This is a genomic window from Verrucosispora sp. WMMD703 (genome assembly GCF_049178935.1).
Taxonomy (GTDB): Bacteria; Actinomycetota; Actinomycetes; order Mycobacteriales; family Micromonosporaceae; genus Micromonospora; species Micromonospora sediminimaris.
Map to the genome: position 1 here is coordinate 5801097 of NZ_JBMHMM010000004.1, position 16872 is coordinate 5817968.

Here is a 16872-nt window from a genome sequence, read left to right on the forward strand (position 1 = left end):
GCACGCTACCCACCACAACCGACACTTCCCCTCCCCTGCCCTGCCCGCCCGCCCTTGCCGCGAGACGGAGGGTGTGGTCCGAATTCCGCGAGCCGGGTGGGCGGGAGCAGGCGCATCATCGGTTACGTGGAACTGGACTTCGAACGGTGTTACCGGGCCGTCGACAGCCGTGACCAGCGGTTCGACGGCTGGTTCTACACCGGCGTGACCTCGACTGGGATCTACTGCCGGCCGTCCTGTCCGGCGATGACCCCGAAGCGGCGTAATGTGCGTTTCTTCCCGTCGTCGGCGGCGGCCCAACGGGCCGGGCTGCGCGCCTGCCGTCGCTGCCGCCCGGACGCCTCCCCCGGTTCACCCCAGTGGGACGTACGGGCCGACGTGGTGGGCCGGGCGATGCGACTGATCGCCGACGGTGTGGTCGACCGTGACGGGGTGCCGGGGCTGGCCGCCCGGCTCGGCTACACCGAGCGACACCTGCACCGGATGCTGCGGGCGGAACTCGGCGCGGGGCCGCTGGCGCTGGCCAGGGCTCAGCGCGCGCAGACCGCCCGAACCCTGATCGAGACGACCGGGCTGGGCCTGGCCGAGATCGCGTTCGCCGCCGGGTTCGGCAGCGTCCGGCAGTTCAACGACACGGTACGCGCGGTCTACGGCGCACCACCGTCGCAGCTGCGTAGCGGACACGACACGGTCGTCGGTGGTGCGGGCACGGTCACCCTGCGGTTGGCGTACCGGCCGCCGCTGCACGCCGCCGCGCTGCTCGACTTCCTCGCCCGTCGCACGCTGCCCGGGGTCGACGAGGTGGTCGACGGTACGTACCGGCGGGGGTTGCGGTTGCCGCACGGCCCCGGAGAGGCCACGCTGAGCCCGGCGGTCGGTCATGTGGCGGCGACGCTGCGCCTGACCGACCTGCGCGATCTGGCTCCCGCCGTGGCCCGCTGCCGGCGCCTGTTCGACCTGGACTCGGATCCGCTCGCCGTCGACCAGACACTCGCCGCCGATCCCGCGCTGGCCGCGACGGTGGCGGCCGAGCCTGGGGTACGCGTCCCCCGTGCGGTGGACGGCTTCGAGATCGCCGTCCGCGCCATCGCCACCCAACAGGTCTCCCTGGCCTCCGCCCGCACCACCCTCACTCGCCTCCTCGCCCACACCGGCACCGTTGATCAAGAAGTTGTGGACTCCGAGAGCGTTCCCGGTCGACGCAAACTTCTTGATCAGCAGGAGGGGTCTCGGGGCGGGGCGCTGCACGGGTTCGCCACGGCGGAGGAGGTGCTGGGGGTGGCCGATTCGGGGTTTCGGATGCCGGTGGGGCGGCGTGAGACGATCCGGGCGGTGGCACGGGCGGTCGCGGCCGGTGAGCTTGACCTGGAGCCCGGTGGTGACCGGGAGGAGACGGTGCGGCGGCTGACCGAAATCCCTGGCATCGGCGGCTGGACGGCCGGCTACCTGGCCATGCGCGCGCTCGGCGACCCCGACACGTTCCTCCCCACCGACCTCGCGCTACGTCGGGGCGCCGCCACCCTCGGCCTCACCGACAACCCCAAGACCCTCGACGAGTACGCCGTCCGCTGGCGCCCCTGGCGGTCGTACGCCGTGATCCGTCTCTGGCGATCGGCGTGAGCCCCGCCGCCGACTCCGCCCGAATCCAACCACCCGACCCAGCCTGGGTGCCCTGGGCAGGCCAGCATCGATCCGACCCTGGAGAGCCGCATGAGCAGTATGAACACCACGAGCAGCATGATCGACAGCGGAGTCATCGACACCCCCGCCGGGCCGTTCACCGTTCTCGTCGGTCCGGACGGCGCGGTACGGGCGTCCGGTTTCACCCCGGACCCGGCGAACCTGCTGCCGCTCGTACACCCGAGCCTGCGCGGTGAGCCTCGACACCGGCCGGATCTCGGCCCGGTCACCGCAGCCGTCAGCGATTACCTCGACGGCGACCTGACCGCGATCGACGACGTCCCGGTCGAACAGCACACCGGCGGGGCGTTCATGTCCCATGCCTGGCGGGTGTTACGCGAGGTCAAACCGGGCGCACCCGTCACCTACACCGGGTACGCCGCCCTGGCCGGCCGTCCCTCCGCGGTGCGCGCCGCCGCGGCGGCCTGCGCCCGCAACGCCGCCGCGCTGTTCGTCCCCTGCCACCGGGTGCTGCGCACCGATGGCACACTCGGCGGCTACCGCTGGGGGCTGCCGGTGAAACGCTGGCTCCTCGACCACGAGCGACTCGGCTAGCCCCGTACCGCGCTGCTGACAGCAAGCCGACACCGGCGTTGCTGCCAGATGCGGCTACCGTCGGGTAGTGGCTGCGGGGAGCGGCGGCGGCCCGGCCGACCGGGGCGAGATTCGTCGACATCCCCTGCGCAACCTCTGGCGACTGCGCCGCTATCTGCGTCCACACGCCGTCGAGTTCGGGTGGCTGATGCTGGCCGGGCTCGCCGCCACGGGCGCCGGCATCGCCGTACCTCTGGTGGCGCAACGGGTGGTCGACGGGCCGGTGGCCCGGCGCGACCTGACCGGCCTGTTCCTGCTGGCCGGGCTGGCACTGCTGCTCGGCCTGGCCGAAGCCCTGCTGATCTTCATCCGTCGATGGGTGCAGTCGTCGTCCTCGGTGGCGATGGAGGCGGCCATCCGCACCGATGTCTACGCCCACCTGCAAGGACTTTCGGCCAGTTTCCACGACCGGTGGCCGTCCGGCCAGTTGCTCTCCCGGATCACAAGCGACCTGTCGGTGCTGCGCCGCTTTCTCTCCTTCGGCCTGTTCTTCCTCGTACTCAATCTGGTCACCTACCTGGTCGTGGTGGTGCTGCTGATCCGGTTGCACCCCGCACTGGGGATGCTGGTGGCCGCCAGCGCGGTCCCGCTGTTCCTGATCGCCCGCCGCTTCGGTCGGCACTACCACGTCGCGTCCCGCCGCATGCAGGACCAGCAGGGCGACGTGGCCACGCTGGTCGAGGAGACCGCGCAGGGCCTACGCACGATGAAGGCGTACGGGCGGGGACCACAACTGGCCGCCCGGTTCGCCGCCAGCACCGAGGCGCTGCACGACACCGGGATCGGCAAGGGCAGGCTGCTCGCCCGCACCTCGGCGCTGCTGGACCTGGTGCCGAACCTGACCCTGGGCACGGTCCTGGTGGCCGGAGCAGCCGCGGTCGCCGGCGGACGGCTCACCATCGGTCAGCTCGTCGCCTTCGTCAGCCTTCAGCTGATGCTGATCTGGCCGGTGCAGTCGCTGGGCTGGATCATCGCCAACGGGCAGGAGGCGGCCACCGCCGCGGACCGGATCCAGGAGGTGCTGGACACCCGGCCAGCCATCGCGGATCGTCCGGTCGCCATCGCCCTGGTGCGCTCGACGGTGCGCGGTCGGCTCCGCTTCGAGGGGGTGGGCTTCCGCTATCCGGGAAGCGCGGTTCCGGTGTTGCGGGGCCTCGATCTCACCGTCGAGCCCGGCGAGACCGTGGCCGTGGTCGGCGCCACCGGCAGCGGCAAGAGCACCTTGTTGTCCCTGGTACCTCGACTGCACGACGTCAGCGCCGGCCGCATCACCCTCGACGGGCACGACCTGCGCGCCCTGCGGCTGGCGTCGCTGCGCGGCCTGGTCGGGGTCGCCTTCGAGGAGCCGACGCTGTTCTCCATGTCGGTGTGGGAGAACCTCACCCTGGGCCGGCCCGACGCCGGCGAGGACGAGGTCCGGGCCGCGCTGGCACTGGCCCAGGCCGAGTTCGCGTACGACCTGCCGTGGGGGTTGCGTACCCGGCTCGGGGAGCAGGGCCTGTCGCTCTCCGGCGGCCAGCGGCAACGACTCGCCCTGGCCCGGGCGGTGCTGATCCGACCGGCGGTGCTCGTGCTCGACGACCCGCTTTCCGCGCTCGACGTGCACACCGAGGCGTTGGTGGAGTCGGCGCTCAAGCGGGTGCTGCGCAACACCACCGCGCTGCTGGTGGTGCACCGTCCGTCCACGATCGCCCTGGCCGACCGGGTGGCGTTGCTGGAGCACGGCCGGATCACCGCCGTCGGCACCCACACCGAGCTGCTCGCCGGCGTTCCCACCTATCGTGGGCTGCTCTCCGCCGAGCCGGCCGCGGCGTCGATCGCCGGCACACCGACATCGACCGATCCGACGCCCGGCGGCTCTCCCCTGGTGCTCTCGTGACCGCCGCGTCGGCCGTGCCGGAGCCACCGCCCGAGGCGGACCCGGCGCACTGGCGGGGGGTGGCACCGGACCCGAACGCCGACCGCAGCCTCGCCGAGGACAGCGATCCGGCGGCGGTGGCCCGGCTCCGGGCCCGCAGCCGGGTGCTGCTGGCGGACGTGCTGCGCCCGCACCGGGCCCGGCTGGGCACGGCGGTCGCGCTGCTGTTGACCCAGAACGCCGCGGCCATGTCCGGGCCGTACCTGGTCATGCTCGGCATCGACCGGGCGATCGAGCCGCTCCGGGCCGGCGAGCCCGGCCCGTTGATCGCCGTGGCCGTGTCGTTCGCCGCCGCGGCCGGCATCGAGTACGCGGCCCGGCGTGGCTTCCTCACCATCTCCGCCCGCATCGGCCAGGCCGTCCTGCTCGACCTGCGCCGCCGGGTGTACGCACACTTCCTGCACCTGCCGGTGGCTTTCCACGAGCGATACACGTCAGGGCGGATGATCTCGCGCCTGACCAGTGACATCGACTCGATCGCCGAGCTGGTCGACGGGGGTGTCGAGAGCCTGGTGATGGCCGCCCTGACGATCGTCTCGGTGGCCGGCATCCTGCTCTGGCTGGACCTGCCGCTGGCCTCGGTGACTTTGCTCGCCTTCCCGCTGCTGTTCTGGCTGTCCCGCTGGTTCGCCCGCGCCTCGGCCTCCGCCTATCGCCGTACCCGAGAGGCGATGGCACTGGTCATCGTCCATTTCGTCGAGTCGATGCGGGGCATCCGGGCGGTTCAGGCGTACCGCCGGCAGGCGCGCAACCAACACATCTTCGACTCGGTCAACGACGACTACCGTCGGTCCAGTCGGCACGCCTTCCACCTGATCGCGACGTACTCACCGGGCATCAAGCTGATCGGCAACGTCACGGTCGCGGTGGTGCTCTGCTACGGCGGCGCCCGGGTGCTGGGCGGCGACACCGGGGTCGGTGTGCTCGCGGCCTTCCTGCTCTACCTGCGCCGGTTCTTCGAACCGATGCAGGAGCTGAGCCAGTTCTACAACTCGCTCCAGTCGGCGACGGCAGGGCTGGAGAAGCTCGCCGGGGTGCTCGACGAGCGGCCCTCGGTCGCCGAACCGACCCGGCCCGTGCCACTGCCCGACGGCCCGGCCCGCGGCGCGGTCCGCTTCCACGCGGTGTCGTTCGGGTACCGCCCGGACTCACCGATCCTCACCGAGCTGGACCTCGCCATCCCGGCCGGGCAGACCGTGGCCCTGATCGGGCCGACCGGCGCCGGCAAGTCCACCGTCGCCAAGCTGCTCGCCCGGTTCCACGACCCGGACAGCGGCACGGTCACTCTCGGCGGCGTGGACCTGCGCGAGGTGGCCGACGCGGAGCTGCGTCGGGCGATGGTGCTGGTCACCCAGGAGACGCACCTGTACGGCGGCACCGTCGCGGACAACATCCGGTTCGGTCGCCCGGACGCCGACGACGCCGCCGTCGAGGCCGCTGCCCGGGCGATCGGCGCGCACGACTTCATCTCGGCGCTGCCTGACGGGTACGCGACCGAGGTCCACCGGCGCGGTGGTCGGCTCTCCGCCGGGCAGCGGCAGTTGGTCGCCTTCGCCCGGGCGTTCCTGGCCGACCCGGCGGTGCTGATCCTCGACGAGGCCACCTCGTCGCTGGACGTGCCGACCGAACGTCTGGTGCAGCAGGCGCTCGGCAGCATCCTGCGGGACCGGACCGCGCTGGTGATCGCGCACCGGCTCTCGACCGTGGAGACCGCCGACCGGGTCCTGGTCCTCGACCGGGGCCGGATCGTCGAGGACGGGCCGCCGGCCGAACTGATCGTCGGCGGGGGCCGGTACGCCGACCTGCACCGCCAGTGGCGCGACTCGCTGCTCTGACCGTTGGTGATCAGGTAATGGCGTGCCCGTCACGGTCCCGGTGCCTACGATCTACGGATGACTGATACGGCGAGGACGGCCCGCACCGGCGTCCCCGAGCGTCCGGCTCTGGACGGGCTCGAGGAGACCTGGTCGCGCCGCTGGCAGGAGGAGGGCACGTACGCGTTCGACCGCAGCAGGCAGCGGTCGGACGTATACGCGATCGACACCCCGCCGCCGACCGTATCGGGCGAGCTGCACATGGGGCATGTCTTCTCGTACACGCACACCGACCTGATCGCCCGGTTCCAGCGGATGCGCGGCCGGACGGTCTTCTACCCAATCGGCTGGGACGACAACGGCCTGCCCACCGAACGTCGGGTGCAGAACGTGTACGGGGTGCGATGTGACCCCTCGCTGCCGTACGACCCGGACTGGGCACCACCGACCGAACCGGTGAACGACGCCGCCCGGAAGAACCCGACCCCGATCTCCCGGCGTAACTTCATCGAGCTGTGCGAACGGTTGACCGTCGCCGACGAGCAGGTCTTCGAGGCGTTGTGGCGGCGGCTCGGCCTGTCGGTGGACTGGTCGTTGATGTACACCACAATCGGGCCGGTGGCCCGGGCCACCTCCCAGCGGGCCTTCCTGCGCAACCTGGCCCGGGGCGAGGCGTACCAGGCCGAGGCGCCGACGCTGTGGGACGTCGGTTTCGCCACCGCCGTGGCGCAGGCCGAACTGGAGGACCGGGAACGCCCCGGCGCGTACCACCGGTTGCGCTTCCACGGACCGGGCGGGCGGGCGGTGCTGATCGACACCACCCGGCCGGAGCTGCTGCCGGCCTGCGTCGCGCTGGTCTGCCACCCCGACGACGAGCGGTACGCGGACCTGGTCGGCACGACTGTGCGTACCCCCGTGTTCGGGGTGGAGGTGCCGGTGCGCGCGCATCCGCTGGCGGACCCGGCCAAGGGCACCGGCATCGCGATGGTCTGCACCTTCGGTGACCTGACCGACGTGACCTGGTGGCGGGAACTGGCCCTGGACACCCGGGTAGTCGTCGGCCGGGACGGCCGGCTGTTGCCGGAGCCGCCGGCCGGGGTGCCCGCGCAGCCGTACGCGGCGCTGGCCGGGCAGCCGGTGAACGGCGCCCGACGGACCGTTGTGGAGCAGCTGACCGAGGCGGATGACCTGGTCGGCGAGCCGCGCCCGATCACCCACCCGGTGAAGTTCTACGAGCGGGGCGACCGGCCCCTGGAGATCGTCTCGACCCGGCAGTGGTATCTGCGCAACGGTGGCCGCGACACAGGTCTGCGGGAGGATCTGCTGGCACGCGGGCGGGAGCTGCGCTGGGTGCCGGAGCACATGCGACACCGCTACGAACACTGGGTGGGCGGCCTGACCGGCGACTGGCTGGTCAGCCGGCAGCGCTACTTCGGGGTGCCGGTGCCGGTGTGGTACCGGCTCGACGACGCTGGCGAACCGGACTGGGCCCAGCCTCTCACGCCGGAGGAGTCCGCGCTGCCGATCGACCCGTCCGAGGACACCCCACCGGGGTACGACGAGTCGCAGCGCGGCGTGCCGGGCGGTTTCATCGGCGACCCGGACGTGCTCGACACCTGGGCCACCTCGTCGCTGACTCCGCAGATCGTCGGCGGTTGGGAACGGGACCCGGATCTGTACCGGCGGGTCTTCCCGATGGACCTGCGCCCGCAGGGGCACGACATCATCCGCACCTGGCTGTTCGCCACAGTGGTCCGGTCGCATCTGGAGCACGGCGTGCTGCCCTGGCGGACGACGGAGCTGTCCGGCTGGATCCTCGACCCGGACCGCAAGAAGATGTCGAAGTCCAAGGGGAACGTGGTGACCCCGATGGCGTTGCTTGAACAGCACGGCTCGGACGCGGTGCGGTACTGGTCGGCCAGCGGCAAGCCCGGCACCGACCTGGCCTTCGACCCGGCCCAGATCCGGATCGGCCGGCGGTTGGCCACCAAGCTGCTCAACGCGTCGAAGTTCGCGCTCGGGCTGGGCGCCGCCGACGCGCTGCGCGCACCCGCGACGGAACCGCTCGACCGGGCCATGCTCGCCGAACTGTCCGAGGTGGTGGCCACCGCGACGACGGCGTTCGAGGGGTACGACCACACGGCCGCACTCCAGGCCACCGAGTCGTTCTTCTGGCGGTTCTGCGACGACTACATCGAGTTGGTGAAGGAACGCGCCTACGGCAGCGGAGCCGGGGCCGACTCGGCCCGGGCGGCGCTGGCCACCGCACTCTCGGTGCAGCTGCGGCTCTTCGCCCCGGTGCTGCCGTACGCGACCGAGGAGGTCTGGTTGTGGTGGCGGTACGGTTCGGTGCACCGCGCGCCGTGGCCGACCACGTACGAGGTGGGCCGGGCGATCCAGGGCGAAGGTGACCCGCACCTGCTGCGGCTCGCCGCCGACGCGCTGGGGCAGGTCCGCCGGGCCAAGTCGGAACGGAAGCTGTCGATGAAGGCGGAGGTGCCGCTGGCCGAGGCGCTCGGCCCGGCCGCCGTACTCGACCAGCTCACGCTGGTAATCGACGACCTGCGCGCCGCCGGCCGCATCACCAAGCTCGACCTGCTCCCCGACCGCACCCCGACCCTGGTCATCGCCTGCGCCTTCTGAGGATGCCGTGCAACATCGGGGGACGTGCTGCCTCAACAGCCGGGGAGGCAGCACGTCCCCCGAAAGTGCTGCCTCCCGACACCCGCCTAGAGGTGGGTCAGCTGGTTTCGCCGGCTACTGAAAAGGAGCGTAGGCGGTCGATGGAGAGGAAGGTGGCGGCGACGATGATCAGCGCGGTCATCACGGCGGCCACCGGCACGGAGACCGTGGTGCTGAGCAGGTTGGTCGGGGCGAGCCGGTCGGCCAGGGCGATCACGTAGTGCTGGATCGACAGCACCCGGGTGCCGGTGACCACGTTGCTGAGCAGCCCTTCCCAGATCAGCACGTAGACCAGGCCGAGCAGCACCGGCCGCCGGGTGAGCAGGCTGGCCGCCACGAACAGCGCGGTGTAGGCCAGCGCACCTACCGACGCGGCGACGGCGAGCGCCACGCCGAGGCGTACCGAGTCGGCCAGCAGGCCCGCCGCGAACAGCGGGACCGCGACGGTGACCGCGGTGGCCCCGGCCGCGACGGCCAGCTTGGGTAGCACGATCTGCCAGCGCGGCAATGGCGTGGTGAGCACGTGCACCACCGTGCCGTCGTCGATCTCGGCCCCGAGCACGCCGGTGCCGACGATCAGGGCTACCACCGGGAGCACCACGGCCAACCCGAGGCCGACCAGCACCGGCGGCCCCCAGTCGGCGGGAGTCACCCCGAGTGCCCGGGAGAGCACCGCCAGCCCCACCAGGAGTATCGGAAGCGGAAGCAGCAGCAGGAATCGGCGACGCCCGAACAGGCCGCGCATCGTGATCCAGGAGACAGTGGACATCAGGCCTCCACCAGGTAGGAGAAGACGCTCTCCAGGGACTCGTCCTCGGGTACCAGTTGCTGGACCCGTACGCCCCGGGCCAGGGCGACCTTCGGCAGCATCCGGGTGAAGGCGCCGTAGTCACCGGCGCGTACGGTCAGGCCCTCGCGGCCCAGCTCGACCCCGCTGACCGACGGCTCGGCCATCAACGCGACGGCCAGCGCCCGGTCGTCGGTGGAGCGGATGGCGAAGACGTGCGGCCGGTTGGTCATCAGCCGCCGGATGGTCCGGAAGTCGCCAGAGGCGGCGAGGCGACCGGCGACCATCACCTGCACCGTGCCGGAGACCTGCTCGACCTCCTCCAGGATGTGCGAGCTGAACAGGATCGTCCGGCCCGCGTCGCCGAGAGAGTGCAGCAGCTCCATCATGTGCAACCGCTGGCGCGGGTCCATGCCGTTGAACGGCTCGTCGAGCAGCAGCACCTGCGGGTCGTGCACCAGCGCCGCCGCCACCCGGGTGCGCTGCCGCATGCCCTTGGAGTACGTGCCGATGCGGCGGTCCTGGGCGTCGGCCATCTCCACCAGGTCGATGGCGCGGCGGGCGGCGGCCTGCGGATCCGGCAGCTTGTGCAGCTTCGCGGTGGCCAGCACGAACTCGAACGCGGTGAGGAAGCTGTGCACCGCCTCCCGCTCGCTGACCAGGCCGAGTCGCCGGTATACCTCCGGGTTGCGCCAGGTGGGCCGGCCGTCCAGGGTCACCTGCCCCCGGGACGGGGTGAGGAAGCCGGCCATCATGTGCAGCAGGGTGGTCTTGCCCGCCCCGTTTGGTCCGAGCAGCCCGGTCACCCCGGGCCCGAGGCTCATGCTCACATTGTTGACCGCGACCACGTTGCCGTACCAGCGGGAGACCCCGGCGAGGTCAAGGGTGCTGGTGGTGGTGGCGGTGGCCGCCGGTGCGGTGTTCGTCATGGTCATCGTGCGGCCACCTTCTTGTAGCGGGCCAGCAGCAGGGCCACGCAGCCCGCCACGAGCGCGACGGCGGCCAGCGCGTACACCGGGCCGAAGGCCCCGAGGTCGAGGTCGGCGGTGTTGGACTCGGTGATCAGCAGGTCGCGCATCGTCCAGAGGCCGACGCCCTGCACCAGGGTGGGCGGCGAGGCGATGCCGGCGAGCTGGTTAGCCGCCTGCGACGGCAGGACCGACAGGATGCCGACGATGGGCGTGGTCATCAGGAACACGGCGACGATCCCGCCGGCGGCGAAGGCACGCTTTCCGGTCATCGAGGCGACCAGCAGACCGACCGAGGCGAAGACCACCGCCCACAACCCGGCGTAGAGCAGCCCGGGCAGCAGGTCGAGCAGTTCGTCCCAGACCGCGCCCATGCCGTCGGCGGTGAAGGCACCGCCGAGGAACATCAGCAGTTGTGGCGCGCCGAGCAGCAGGAAAAGCGCGGTGACCAGGGCAAGCAGCTTGGCCAGCGGGTAGTCCGCGTGCGGCAGCGGCCGGGAGAAGTACAGCGGCAGGACACCGCTGCGCATGTCCCGGGATACCAGCTCGGGCGCGGCCACCGCGACGAAGAAGATGACCAGCCAGCTCATCGCGTCGGCGAACTGGGCGTACGTCATGATCACTTCGCCGATCTGGCTGCGGATCGCGGTGACCGCGGCGGCCACCAGCAGCACGATGCCGACCACCAGCCAGGGAAAGATCTTGGCTTTGGCGCTGCGCCCCAGCCCGAAGGTGGTCCGCACACCGTGCAGGTACAGCGCCCCGAAGACGTGCCGGCGGCCGAGCCGGGGACCGGTGTAGCGCTGGTAGCCGATGTCGTGGATGACGCCGGTCGGCTCAGGCATGGCTGTTCTCCCTCCGGGCGAAGAGTTCGGCCACCCGGTGCCGGCGCTGGTCCAGCCGGTGCAGGGGCAGGTCAAGCTCGGCCACCGCACCGAGGATCAGGTCGTACGTGCGCTCGTCGGACAGCGGCACCAGCAGCAGCCTGCCCTCCCGGCCCACCGGCAGGTCGAGCGCGGCCAGCCGGGTGGCCAGCGCCTCGGTGCCCTCGCTGACCTCGACCGCGAGCACGTCGGTGGCCGAGGTCATGGCGGCGATGTGGTCGGCCCGCAGCAGCCGCCCGCCCTCGATGGCGACCAGGGTGTCGCAGATCCGCTCGACCTCACCGAGCAGGTGCGAGCAGACCAGCACGGAGATGCCGAACTCGGTGCCGATCCGCTGCACCAGTGCGAGCATCGCGTCCCGCCCGGCCGGGTCGAGACCGTTTGTGGGCTCGTCGAGCAGCAGCAGGTCGGGATCGTGCACCAGCGCCTGAGCGAGCTTGACCCGCTGCTTCATGCCGGTGGAGTAGCCGCCCACCGGCCGGTGGCGCTCCTCGTGCAGACCCACGTGGCGCAGCGCCTCGGAGGCCCGTTCCCGGGCGACCGTGCGCGGTAGGCCGCTGATCCGCCCCAGATGGGTGACCAGTTCGGCGGCGGAAAGGTCGGGCGGCAGGCAGTCGTGTTCGGGCATGTAGCCGACCCGGGCCCGCACGGCCGCCGTGTCGGCGGTCGGGTCCAGGCCCAGCACCTGTATCCGGCCACGGGTGGGAGTGAGCAGGCCGAGCAGCAGCTTGATCAGAGTGGACTTGCCGGCGCCGTTGGCGCCGACCAGGCCGACGATCCCTGGTTCCACCGCGACCGTCAGATCGGACAGTGCGGTGACTCCGCCGCCGTAGACCTTCGTCAACGACTCGGTTGCGATCAGTGTCACGTCGTCAGCCTAGAGCGGTCGGACAATGCACCGCGCTCCGGAAGCAACCCCCGTTTCCCCTGATACCGGCACGCCACCTCCCCCTAGGGAGATCGGCCGCGACCGGTCGGCAGTCGGTTCGCAGTTCGTAAGATTTGCGCGGCTGACAGCACGCGACCAGCCGCGACAGACTGGGACATGCTCATTCGCCGCCTGTTCCGTACCCCGCTCACGTGGATCGCGATCACCGTGCTGGCCGCCGGTTCGGCCTTCGGCCTGTACTGGTTCCAGCCGTGGAAGCTGCTGACCGACGCCGAGGTGGCCGAGCGGCTGTCCACGGTCGCCACCCCGGCGACCTCCGCCGCACCAACCGGTTCGGCCACGCCGACCAGTTCCGCCCCGCCCGCCTCCCCCGACGCCGCGGCGGCGACCCTGGTCAGCTCCGGTGACTTCATCAGCCACGAGCACGACACCTCCGGAAGCGCCCGGATCGTACGCACCGCCGACGGGCAGCACCGGCTGGAGTTGGTGGGTCTGGACACCTCCAACGGCCCGGACCTGCGGGTGTGGCTGACCGACCAGCCGGTGATCGAGGGCCGGGACGGGTGGCACGTGTTCGACGACGGCCACTGGGTCGAGTTGGGGCGGCTCAAGGGCAATCGCGGCGACCAGGGTTACCCGATCCCGAACGATGTCGAGCTGGCGGACCTGACAAGCGTTTCCATCTGGTGCAAGCGGTTCGCGGTCTCGTTCGGCGCGGCCACGCTGGGCTGAGCGGCCGAACGCGTACGACATCGCGAAGCGGCCCGTCGACAGCAGTGGCACGGCGGGCATGGTGGCGCTCTCGACCGATCGGCGACCGGCTGCGAAACTGTGTGCCGGTCGCCGGAGTTGGGGGTCTGATGAGCAACGGGTGGGTGCTGCCCGACGAGGTGCTGCGGGAAGCACCGACGTACACGCCGCGTCCCGGTGAGCTCGCGGATCTCGAGCTGCTGCTGATCGGTGCGTACGCGCCGCTGGTCGGGTTCATGACCCGGGCCGACCTCGTCTCGGTCAGCCGCCGGGGCCGGCTCGTCGACGACTCCCCGTGGCCGGTCGCCGTCCCGCTCCAGGTGCCCGCGACGGTGGTGCAGCAGCTCGACCTCGCCGACCCGGGCCGCCGGACGCTGGTGCTCACCGACAGCGAGGGCGCACCGATGGCGGCCCTGGAGGTGACCGACGCCTGGACGATCCGCGACGGCGTGGCCGGGGTCGGCGGCACCGTGCGCCGGCTGGGCGACGGCGCCCACGGTCCGTTCCAGCGGCTGCGGCGTACGCCTGAGGAGATCCGTGCGCTGCTGCCGCCCGGCCGGGTGCTCGGGGTGGTCGCCGACCGGCCGCTGCACCGGCCGCAACTGGCGCAGATCGCACATGCCGTACGCACCCTGAGCGCTCACCTGCTGATCATGATTCCGGTGGGCGAGGACGGCACCGGTGGACTACCGCCGGAGGCGCTGGTCCGCAGCGTGTTCGCCGCCCGGGACCGGATGCCGCCGGCGACCCTGGTAGCCGTGCCGTTCTCCCGGCGACGCGACGAGATCAGTGACGCCCTGCTGCTTGCCCGGGTCTCCGCCGCGTACGGCGTCACCCACCTGCTCTCCACCGGCGAGATGCTTTCCGGGGCCGGGCTGCGCGTGCTGGTGCCCCGCGAGTTGGCCTACGACAACCGGGACGGCCAGTGGCGCTGGCGCGACGACATCCCGCCCCGCAACCGACGGCTGGCGTTGAGCCAGGCGGAGATCGAAGACCTGCTGGACCGCGGGTTCCCGCTGCCCGAGTGGCACACTCCCCCGGCGGTGGCGAAGGAGCTGAGCCGGGCCCGGCCGCCCCGGCGGCACCGCGGCCTGGTGGTGTTCCTGACCGGGCTCTCCGGTTCCGGCAAGTCGACAGTCGCCCGGGGGCTCGCCGACGCGCTGCGTGAGGAGGGCGAGCGGACGGTCACGCTGCTCGACGGTGACGTGGTTCGTCGCGAGTTGACCGCCGGGCTGGGCTTCAGCAAGGCCGACCGGGACACCAACGTGCGTCGCATCGGGTGGGTCGCCGCCGAGATCGCCCGGCACCACGGCATTGGCATCTGCTGCCCGATCGCCCCGTACGCCCAGGCCCGGGCGACCGCCCGGGAGATGGCGATGGCGGCCGGCGCCGGGTTCGTGCTGGTGCACGTCGCCACTCCGCTGGAGGTCTGCGAGAAGCGCGACCGTAAGGGCCTGTATGCCCGCGCCCGGGCGGGACTGCTCACCGGGATGACCGGCATCGACGACCCGTACGAGGAGCCGACCGACGCGGACCTGGTGCTCGACACCACCGATCTCTCCGTCGACGAGGCGGTACGACGGGTCCTGCACCATCTGACCGAGACCGGTTGGGTGGAGCCGCGCCTGCCCGCGATCTGACCCCGGAAGCATCCTCCCTTCCCCGTGGTCGACCCTGAGCGCTAATGTTTGTTTCTGTTCGGATCTGTTCGCTCATGTGAGGCCGGGAGGGGTCGATGCTCGCGCGGCAGCGCCATGCGGCGATCCTCGATCGGGTCCGCGTGACCGGCGGCGTACGCGTCGGCGAGTTGGCCGCCGAGTTCGGCGTCTCCGACATGACCATCCGCCGTGACCTGGACCTGCTGCACGAACGTGGCCTGCTCGCCAAGGTGCACGGCGGCGCCACCGCAACCGGCGCCACGGACGAGCCGGGTTTCCGGGCCAAGTCGGTACGCCAGCAGGCCGAGAAGACGGCCATCGCGGCGCGTGCCACGAAGCTGGTCCGGCCCGGAGCGGCGATCGCGCTCTCCGCCGGCACCACCACCGCCGAACTGGCCCGGCAGCTGATCGCCGTGCCGGCCCTGACCGTGGTGACCAACTCGCTGCCGGTGGCCGACATCCTGCACCAGCGGGGCCGCACCGACCAGACGGTGGTGCTGACCGGCGGGGTTCGCACCCCCTCCGACGCCCTGGTCGGGCCGCTGGCCGTCGGCGCCGTCCGGACCCTGCACCTGGATCTGCTCTTCCTCGGCGTGCACGGGATGACCGAGCGGACCGGCTTCACCACCCCGAATCTGACCGAGGCCGAGACGAACCGGGCCCTGGTCGCGGCGGCGGACCGGTTGGTGGTGCTCGCCGACCACACCAAGTGGGGCACGGTCGGCATCTCCGCCATCGCCGAACTGGACACGGCCGACGTGCTGGTCACCGACGACCGGTTGGCACCGGAGGCCCGACGACTGCTCACCGACCGGGTCGGCGAGCTGATCGTCGTGCCGGTCACCGAAGGCGGGACATTGCGATGAAACGTACGGCGATCAGCCTGGCCGACGGCCGCGAACTGATTTACTTCGACGAGCGCGACGACGCCGTCCGGGACCAGCCGGACCGGCGCGCGTTGCCGCCTCCCCCACCCGCCTCCCAACTGCGCTACGACCCGCTCACCGACGAGTGGGTGGCGCTGGCGGTGCACCGGCAGACCCGGACCTTCCTTCCCCCGGCCGACCAGTGCCCGCTCTGCCCCTCGACGCCGGACCGGCTCAGCGAGATCCCGGCCCCGGAGTACGCGGTCGCGGTCTTCGAGAACCGGTTTCCGGCGCTGAGCGGGCGGGTGGTGGCCGAGCCGGCCGCGATCACCCCGTTCACTCCGGTCCGCCCGGGGCAGGGGCGCTGTGAGGTGGTCTGCTTCACCGACGACCACGACGCCTCCTTCGCCGCGCTACCGCCGAGCCGGGTGCGTACGGTGCTGGACGCGCTGGCCGACCGGACCACCGTGCTCGGCGGGCTGCCCGGCGTCGAACAGGTCTTCTGCTTCGAGAATCGGGGGGTGGAGATCGGGGTGACGCTGCACCACCCGCACGGGCAGATCTACGCGTACCCGTTCGTCACCCCACGGACCCGGTCACTGCTGGGCGCGGCCCGCCGGCACGCCGAGCGCACCGGCGGCGGCAACCTCTACGCCGACGTGCTGGCCGCCGAACGCGCCGCCGGCGAGCGGGTGGTGGCGACGAACCCGCACTGGACGGCGTACGTCCCGGCAGCCGCCCGGTGGCCGTTCGAGGTGCACGTCGCGCCGCACCGGGCGGTGCCCGACCTGCCGGCGCTGACCGAGGCGGAACGCGACGCCTTCGGGCCGCTCTACCTGGACCTGCTGCGCCGCTTCGACGGGCTGTTCGACACGCCCATGCCCTACATCGCAGCCTGGCACCAGGCACCGGTCCGCGTCGAGCGTGAGCTGGGGCATCTGCACCTGCAACTGTTCAGCGTCCGACGGGCGGCGGACAAGCTGAAGTACCTCGCCGGCTCGGAGTCGGCGATGGGGGTCTTCATCAACGACATCGCCCCGGAGCGGGCCGCCGAGTTGCTGCGCGCGATGTGACGGCGGTACGCCTCGGTCGCCGCGCCGGGCAGGGCCGGAGCTACGGCCCTGCGGACAGCAGGGCGCGGGGGGCCCGGGACAGGGCCCCCCGCGGGGAAGGGACGGCTGGCTGTACTCGACAGCCGGGAAGGCTGGCTGCTGGGCACGCGAGTCGCGCGGTGGCGACGGTCAACCTTCCAGGACGGGACTGGCATCTCGTCCATCCAGGTCAACGAGGCGCGCCGGACGAAGTGACGCCGACGGGCGCGTCCGGTCGCGACACGCCGCCGCTGCGGGTACCGGATACACCGAGCCCGCCGGCGCTCGGGC

The 16872-nt window shown here is 71.9% G+C and carries 13 protein-coding genes; 9 read left to right on the plus strand and 4 right to left on the minus strand.

Features of this window, described 5'->3' with window-relative positions; all coding sequences use genetic code 11:
* The first annotated feature begins 126 nt into the window (after positions 1-126).
* The 5 genes from ACN26Z_RS26915 (at position 127) to valS (ending at position 8649) form a co-directional block, all read left to right on the plus strand.
* Positions 127-1620, plus strand: coding sequence for a DNA-3-methyladenine glycosylase 2 family protein (locus tag ACN26Z_RS26915; RefSeq protein ID WP_421463935.1), 1494 nt, complete (start codon positions 127-129; stop codon positions 1618-1620).
* A gap of 99 nt (positions 1621-1719) precedes the next feature.
* Entirely contained in the window at positions 1720-2235 is a 516-nt protein-coding gene (locus tag ACN26Z_RS26920; RefSeq protein ID WP_421464731.1) for a methylated-DNA--[protein]-cysteine S-methyltransferase, read from the plus strand.
* Between the two features lie 67 nt (positions 2236-2302).
* Positions 2303-4153, plus strand: coding sequence for an ABC transporter ATP-binding protein (locus ACN26Z_RS26925; protein WP_093405050.1), 1851 nt, complete (start codon positions 2303-2305; stop codon positions 4151-4153).
* The gene (locus tag ACN26Z_RS26930) at positions 4150-6027 is read left to right on the plus strand and encodes an ABC transporter ATP-binding protein (protein ID WP_396884761.1); all 1878 of its coding nucleotides are present in this window, start codon (positions 4150-4152) and stop codon (positions 6025-6027) included. Before ACN26Z_RS26925 ends, ACN26Z_RS26930 begins: the two co-directional genes overlap by 4 nt.
* Positions 6028-6084: 57 nt before the next feature.
* Positions 6085-8649, plus strand: a complete 2565-nt coding sequence (gene valS / locus ACN26Z_RS26935; RefSeq protein ID WP_421463938.1) for a valine--tRNA ligase — start codon at positions 6085-6087, stop codon at positions 8647-8649.
* A gap of 97 nt (positions 8650-8746) precedes the next feature.
* On the opposite strand, the gene ACN26Z_RS26940 is transcribed toward valS, so the two are convergent.
* The 4 genes from ACN26Z_RS26940 to ACN26Z_RS26955 are packed head-to-tail and all read right to left on the minus strand — an operon-like array spanning position 8747 to position 12195.
* Positions 8747-9457 (minus strand): ABC transporter permease, encoded by a 711-nt coding sequence (locus ACN26Z_RS26940; RefSeq protein ID WP_421463940.1) that lies wholly within the window; start codon positions 9455-9457, stop codon positions 8747-8749.
* Positions 9457-10410, minus strand: a complete 954-nt coding sequence (locus tag ACN26Z_RS26945) for an ABC transporter ATP-binding protein (RefSeq protein WP_421463942.1) — start codon at positions 10408-10410, stop codon at positions 9457-9459. Before ACN26Z_RS26945 ends, ACN26Z_RS26940 begins: the two co-directional genes overlap by 1 nt.
* Positions 10407-11288, minus strand: coding sequence for an ABC transporter permease (locus ACN26Z_RS26950; RefSeq protein ID WP_396884765.1), 882 nt, complete (start codon positions 11286-11288; stop codon positions 10407-10409). The genes ACN26Z_RS26945 and ACN26Z_RS26950 overlap by 4 nt, the downstream gene beginning before the upstream one ends.
* Positions 11281-12195 carry an ABC transporter ATP-binding protein gene (locus ACN26Z_RS26955; protein WP_396884766.1) on the minus strand — a complete coding sequence of 305 codons (915 nt, stop codon included), beginning with the start codon at positions 12193-12195 and terminating at the stop codon, positions 11281-11283. The genes ACN26Z_RS26950 and ACN26Z_RS26955 overlap by 8 nt, the downstream gene beginning before the upstream one ends.
* A 177-nt stretch (positions 12196-12372) precedes the next feature.
* Here ACN26Z_RS26955 and ACN26Z_RS26960 point away from each other — a divergent pair, with 177 nt between their 5' ends.
* The 4 genes from ACN26Z_RS26960 to galT all read left to right on the plus strand — a co-directional run bounded on the left by ACN26Z_RS26960 (position 12373) and on the right by galT (position 16563).
* Positions 12373-12948 carry a DM13 domain-containing protein gene (locus tag ACN26Z_RS26960; protein ID WP_421463944.1) on the plus strand — a complete coding sequence of 192 codons (576 nt, stop codon included), beginning with the start codon at positions 12373-12375 and terminating at the stop codon, positions 12946-12948.
* 128 nt (positions 12949-13076) lie between these two features.
* On the plus strand, positions 13077-14606 hold the full coding sequence (gene cysC, locus ACN26Z_RS26965; protein ID WP_421463946.1) for an adenylyl-sulfate kinase: 1530 nt from the start codon (positions 13077-13079) through the stop codon (positions 14604-14606).
* A 95-nt stretch (positions 14607-14701) separates the two neighbouring features.
* Entirely contained in the window at positions 14702-15490 is a 789-nt protein-coding gene (locus ACN26Z_RS26970; RefSeq protein WP_282236897.1) for a DeoR/GlpR family DNA-binding transcription regulator, read from the plus strand.
* Positions 15487-16563, plus strand: a complete 1077-nt coding sequence (gene galT / locus ACN26Z_RS26975; RefSeq protein ID WP_421463948.1) for a galactose-1-phosphate uridylyltransferase — start codon at positions 15487-15489, stop codon at positions 16561-16563. The genes ACN26Z_RS26970 and galT overlap by 4 nt, the downstream gene beginning before the upstream one ends.
* Positions 16564-16872: the final 309 nt, after the last annotated feature.

Bases quoted from the DNA above. Each gene is read 5' to 3' on its own strand.
- ACN26Z_RS26920 (WP_421464731.1), top strand. From the start codon at position 1,720: ATGAACACCACGAGCAGCATGATCGACAGCGGAGTCATCGACACCCCC.
- valS (WP_421463938.1), top strand. From the start codon at position 6,085: ATGACTGATACGGCGAGGACGGCCCGCACCGGCGTCCCCGAGCGTCCG.
- ACN26Z_RS26940 (WP_421463940.1), bottom strand. From the start codon at position 9,457: ATGTCCACTGTCTCCTGGATCACGATGCGCGGCCTGTTCGGGCGTCGC.
- ACN26Z_RS26945 (WP_421463942.1), bottom strand. From the start codon at position 10,410: ATGACCATGACGAACACCGCACCGGCGGCCACCGCCACCACCACCAGC.
- ACN26Z_RS26950 (WP_396884765.1), bottom strand. From the start codon at position 11,288: ATGCCTGAGCCGACCGGCGTCATCCACGACATCGGCTACCAGCGCTAC.
- ACN26Z_RS26960 (WP_421463944.1), top strand. From the start codon at position 12,373: ATGCTCATTCGCCGCCTGTTCCGTACCCCGCTCACGTGGATCGCGATC.
- cysC (WP_421463946.1), top strand. From the start codon at position 13,077: ATGAGCAACGGGTGGGTGCTGCCCGACGAGGTGCTGCGGGAAGCACCG.
- ACN26Z_RS26970 (WP_282236897.1), top strand. From the start codon at position 14,702: ATGCTCGCGCGGCAGCGCCATGCGGCGATCCTCGATCGGGTCCGCGTG.
- galT (WP_421463948.1), top strand. From the start codon at position 15,487: ATGAAACGTACGGCGATCAGCCTGGCCGACGGCCGCGAACTGATTTAC.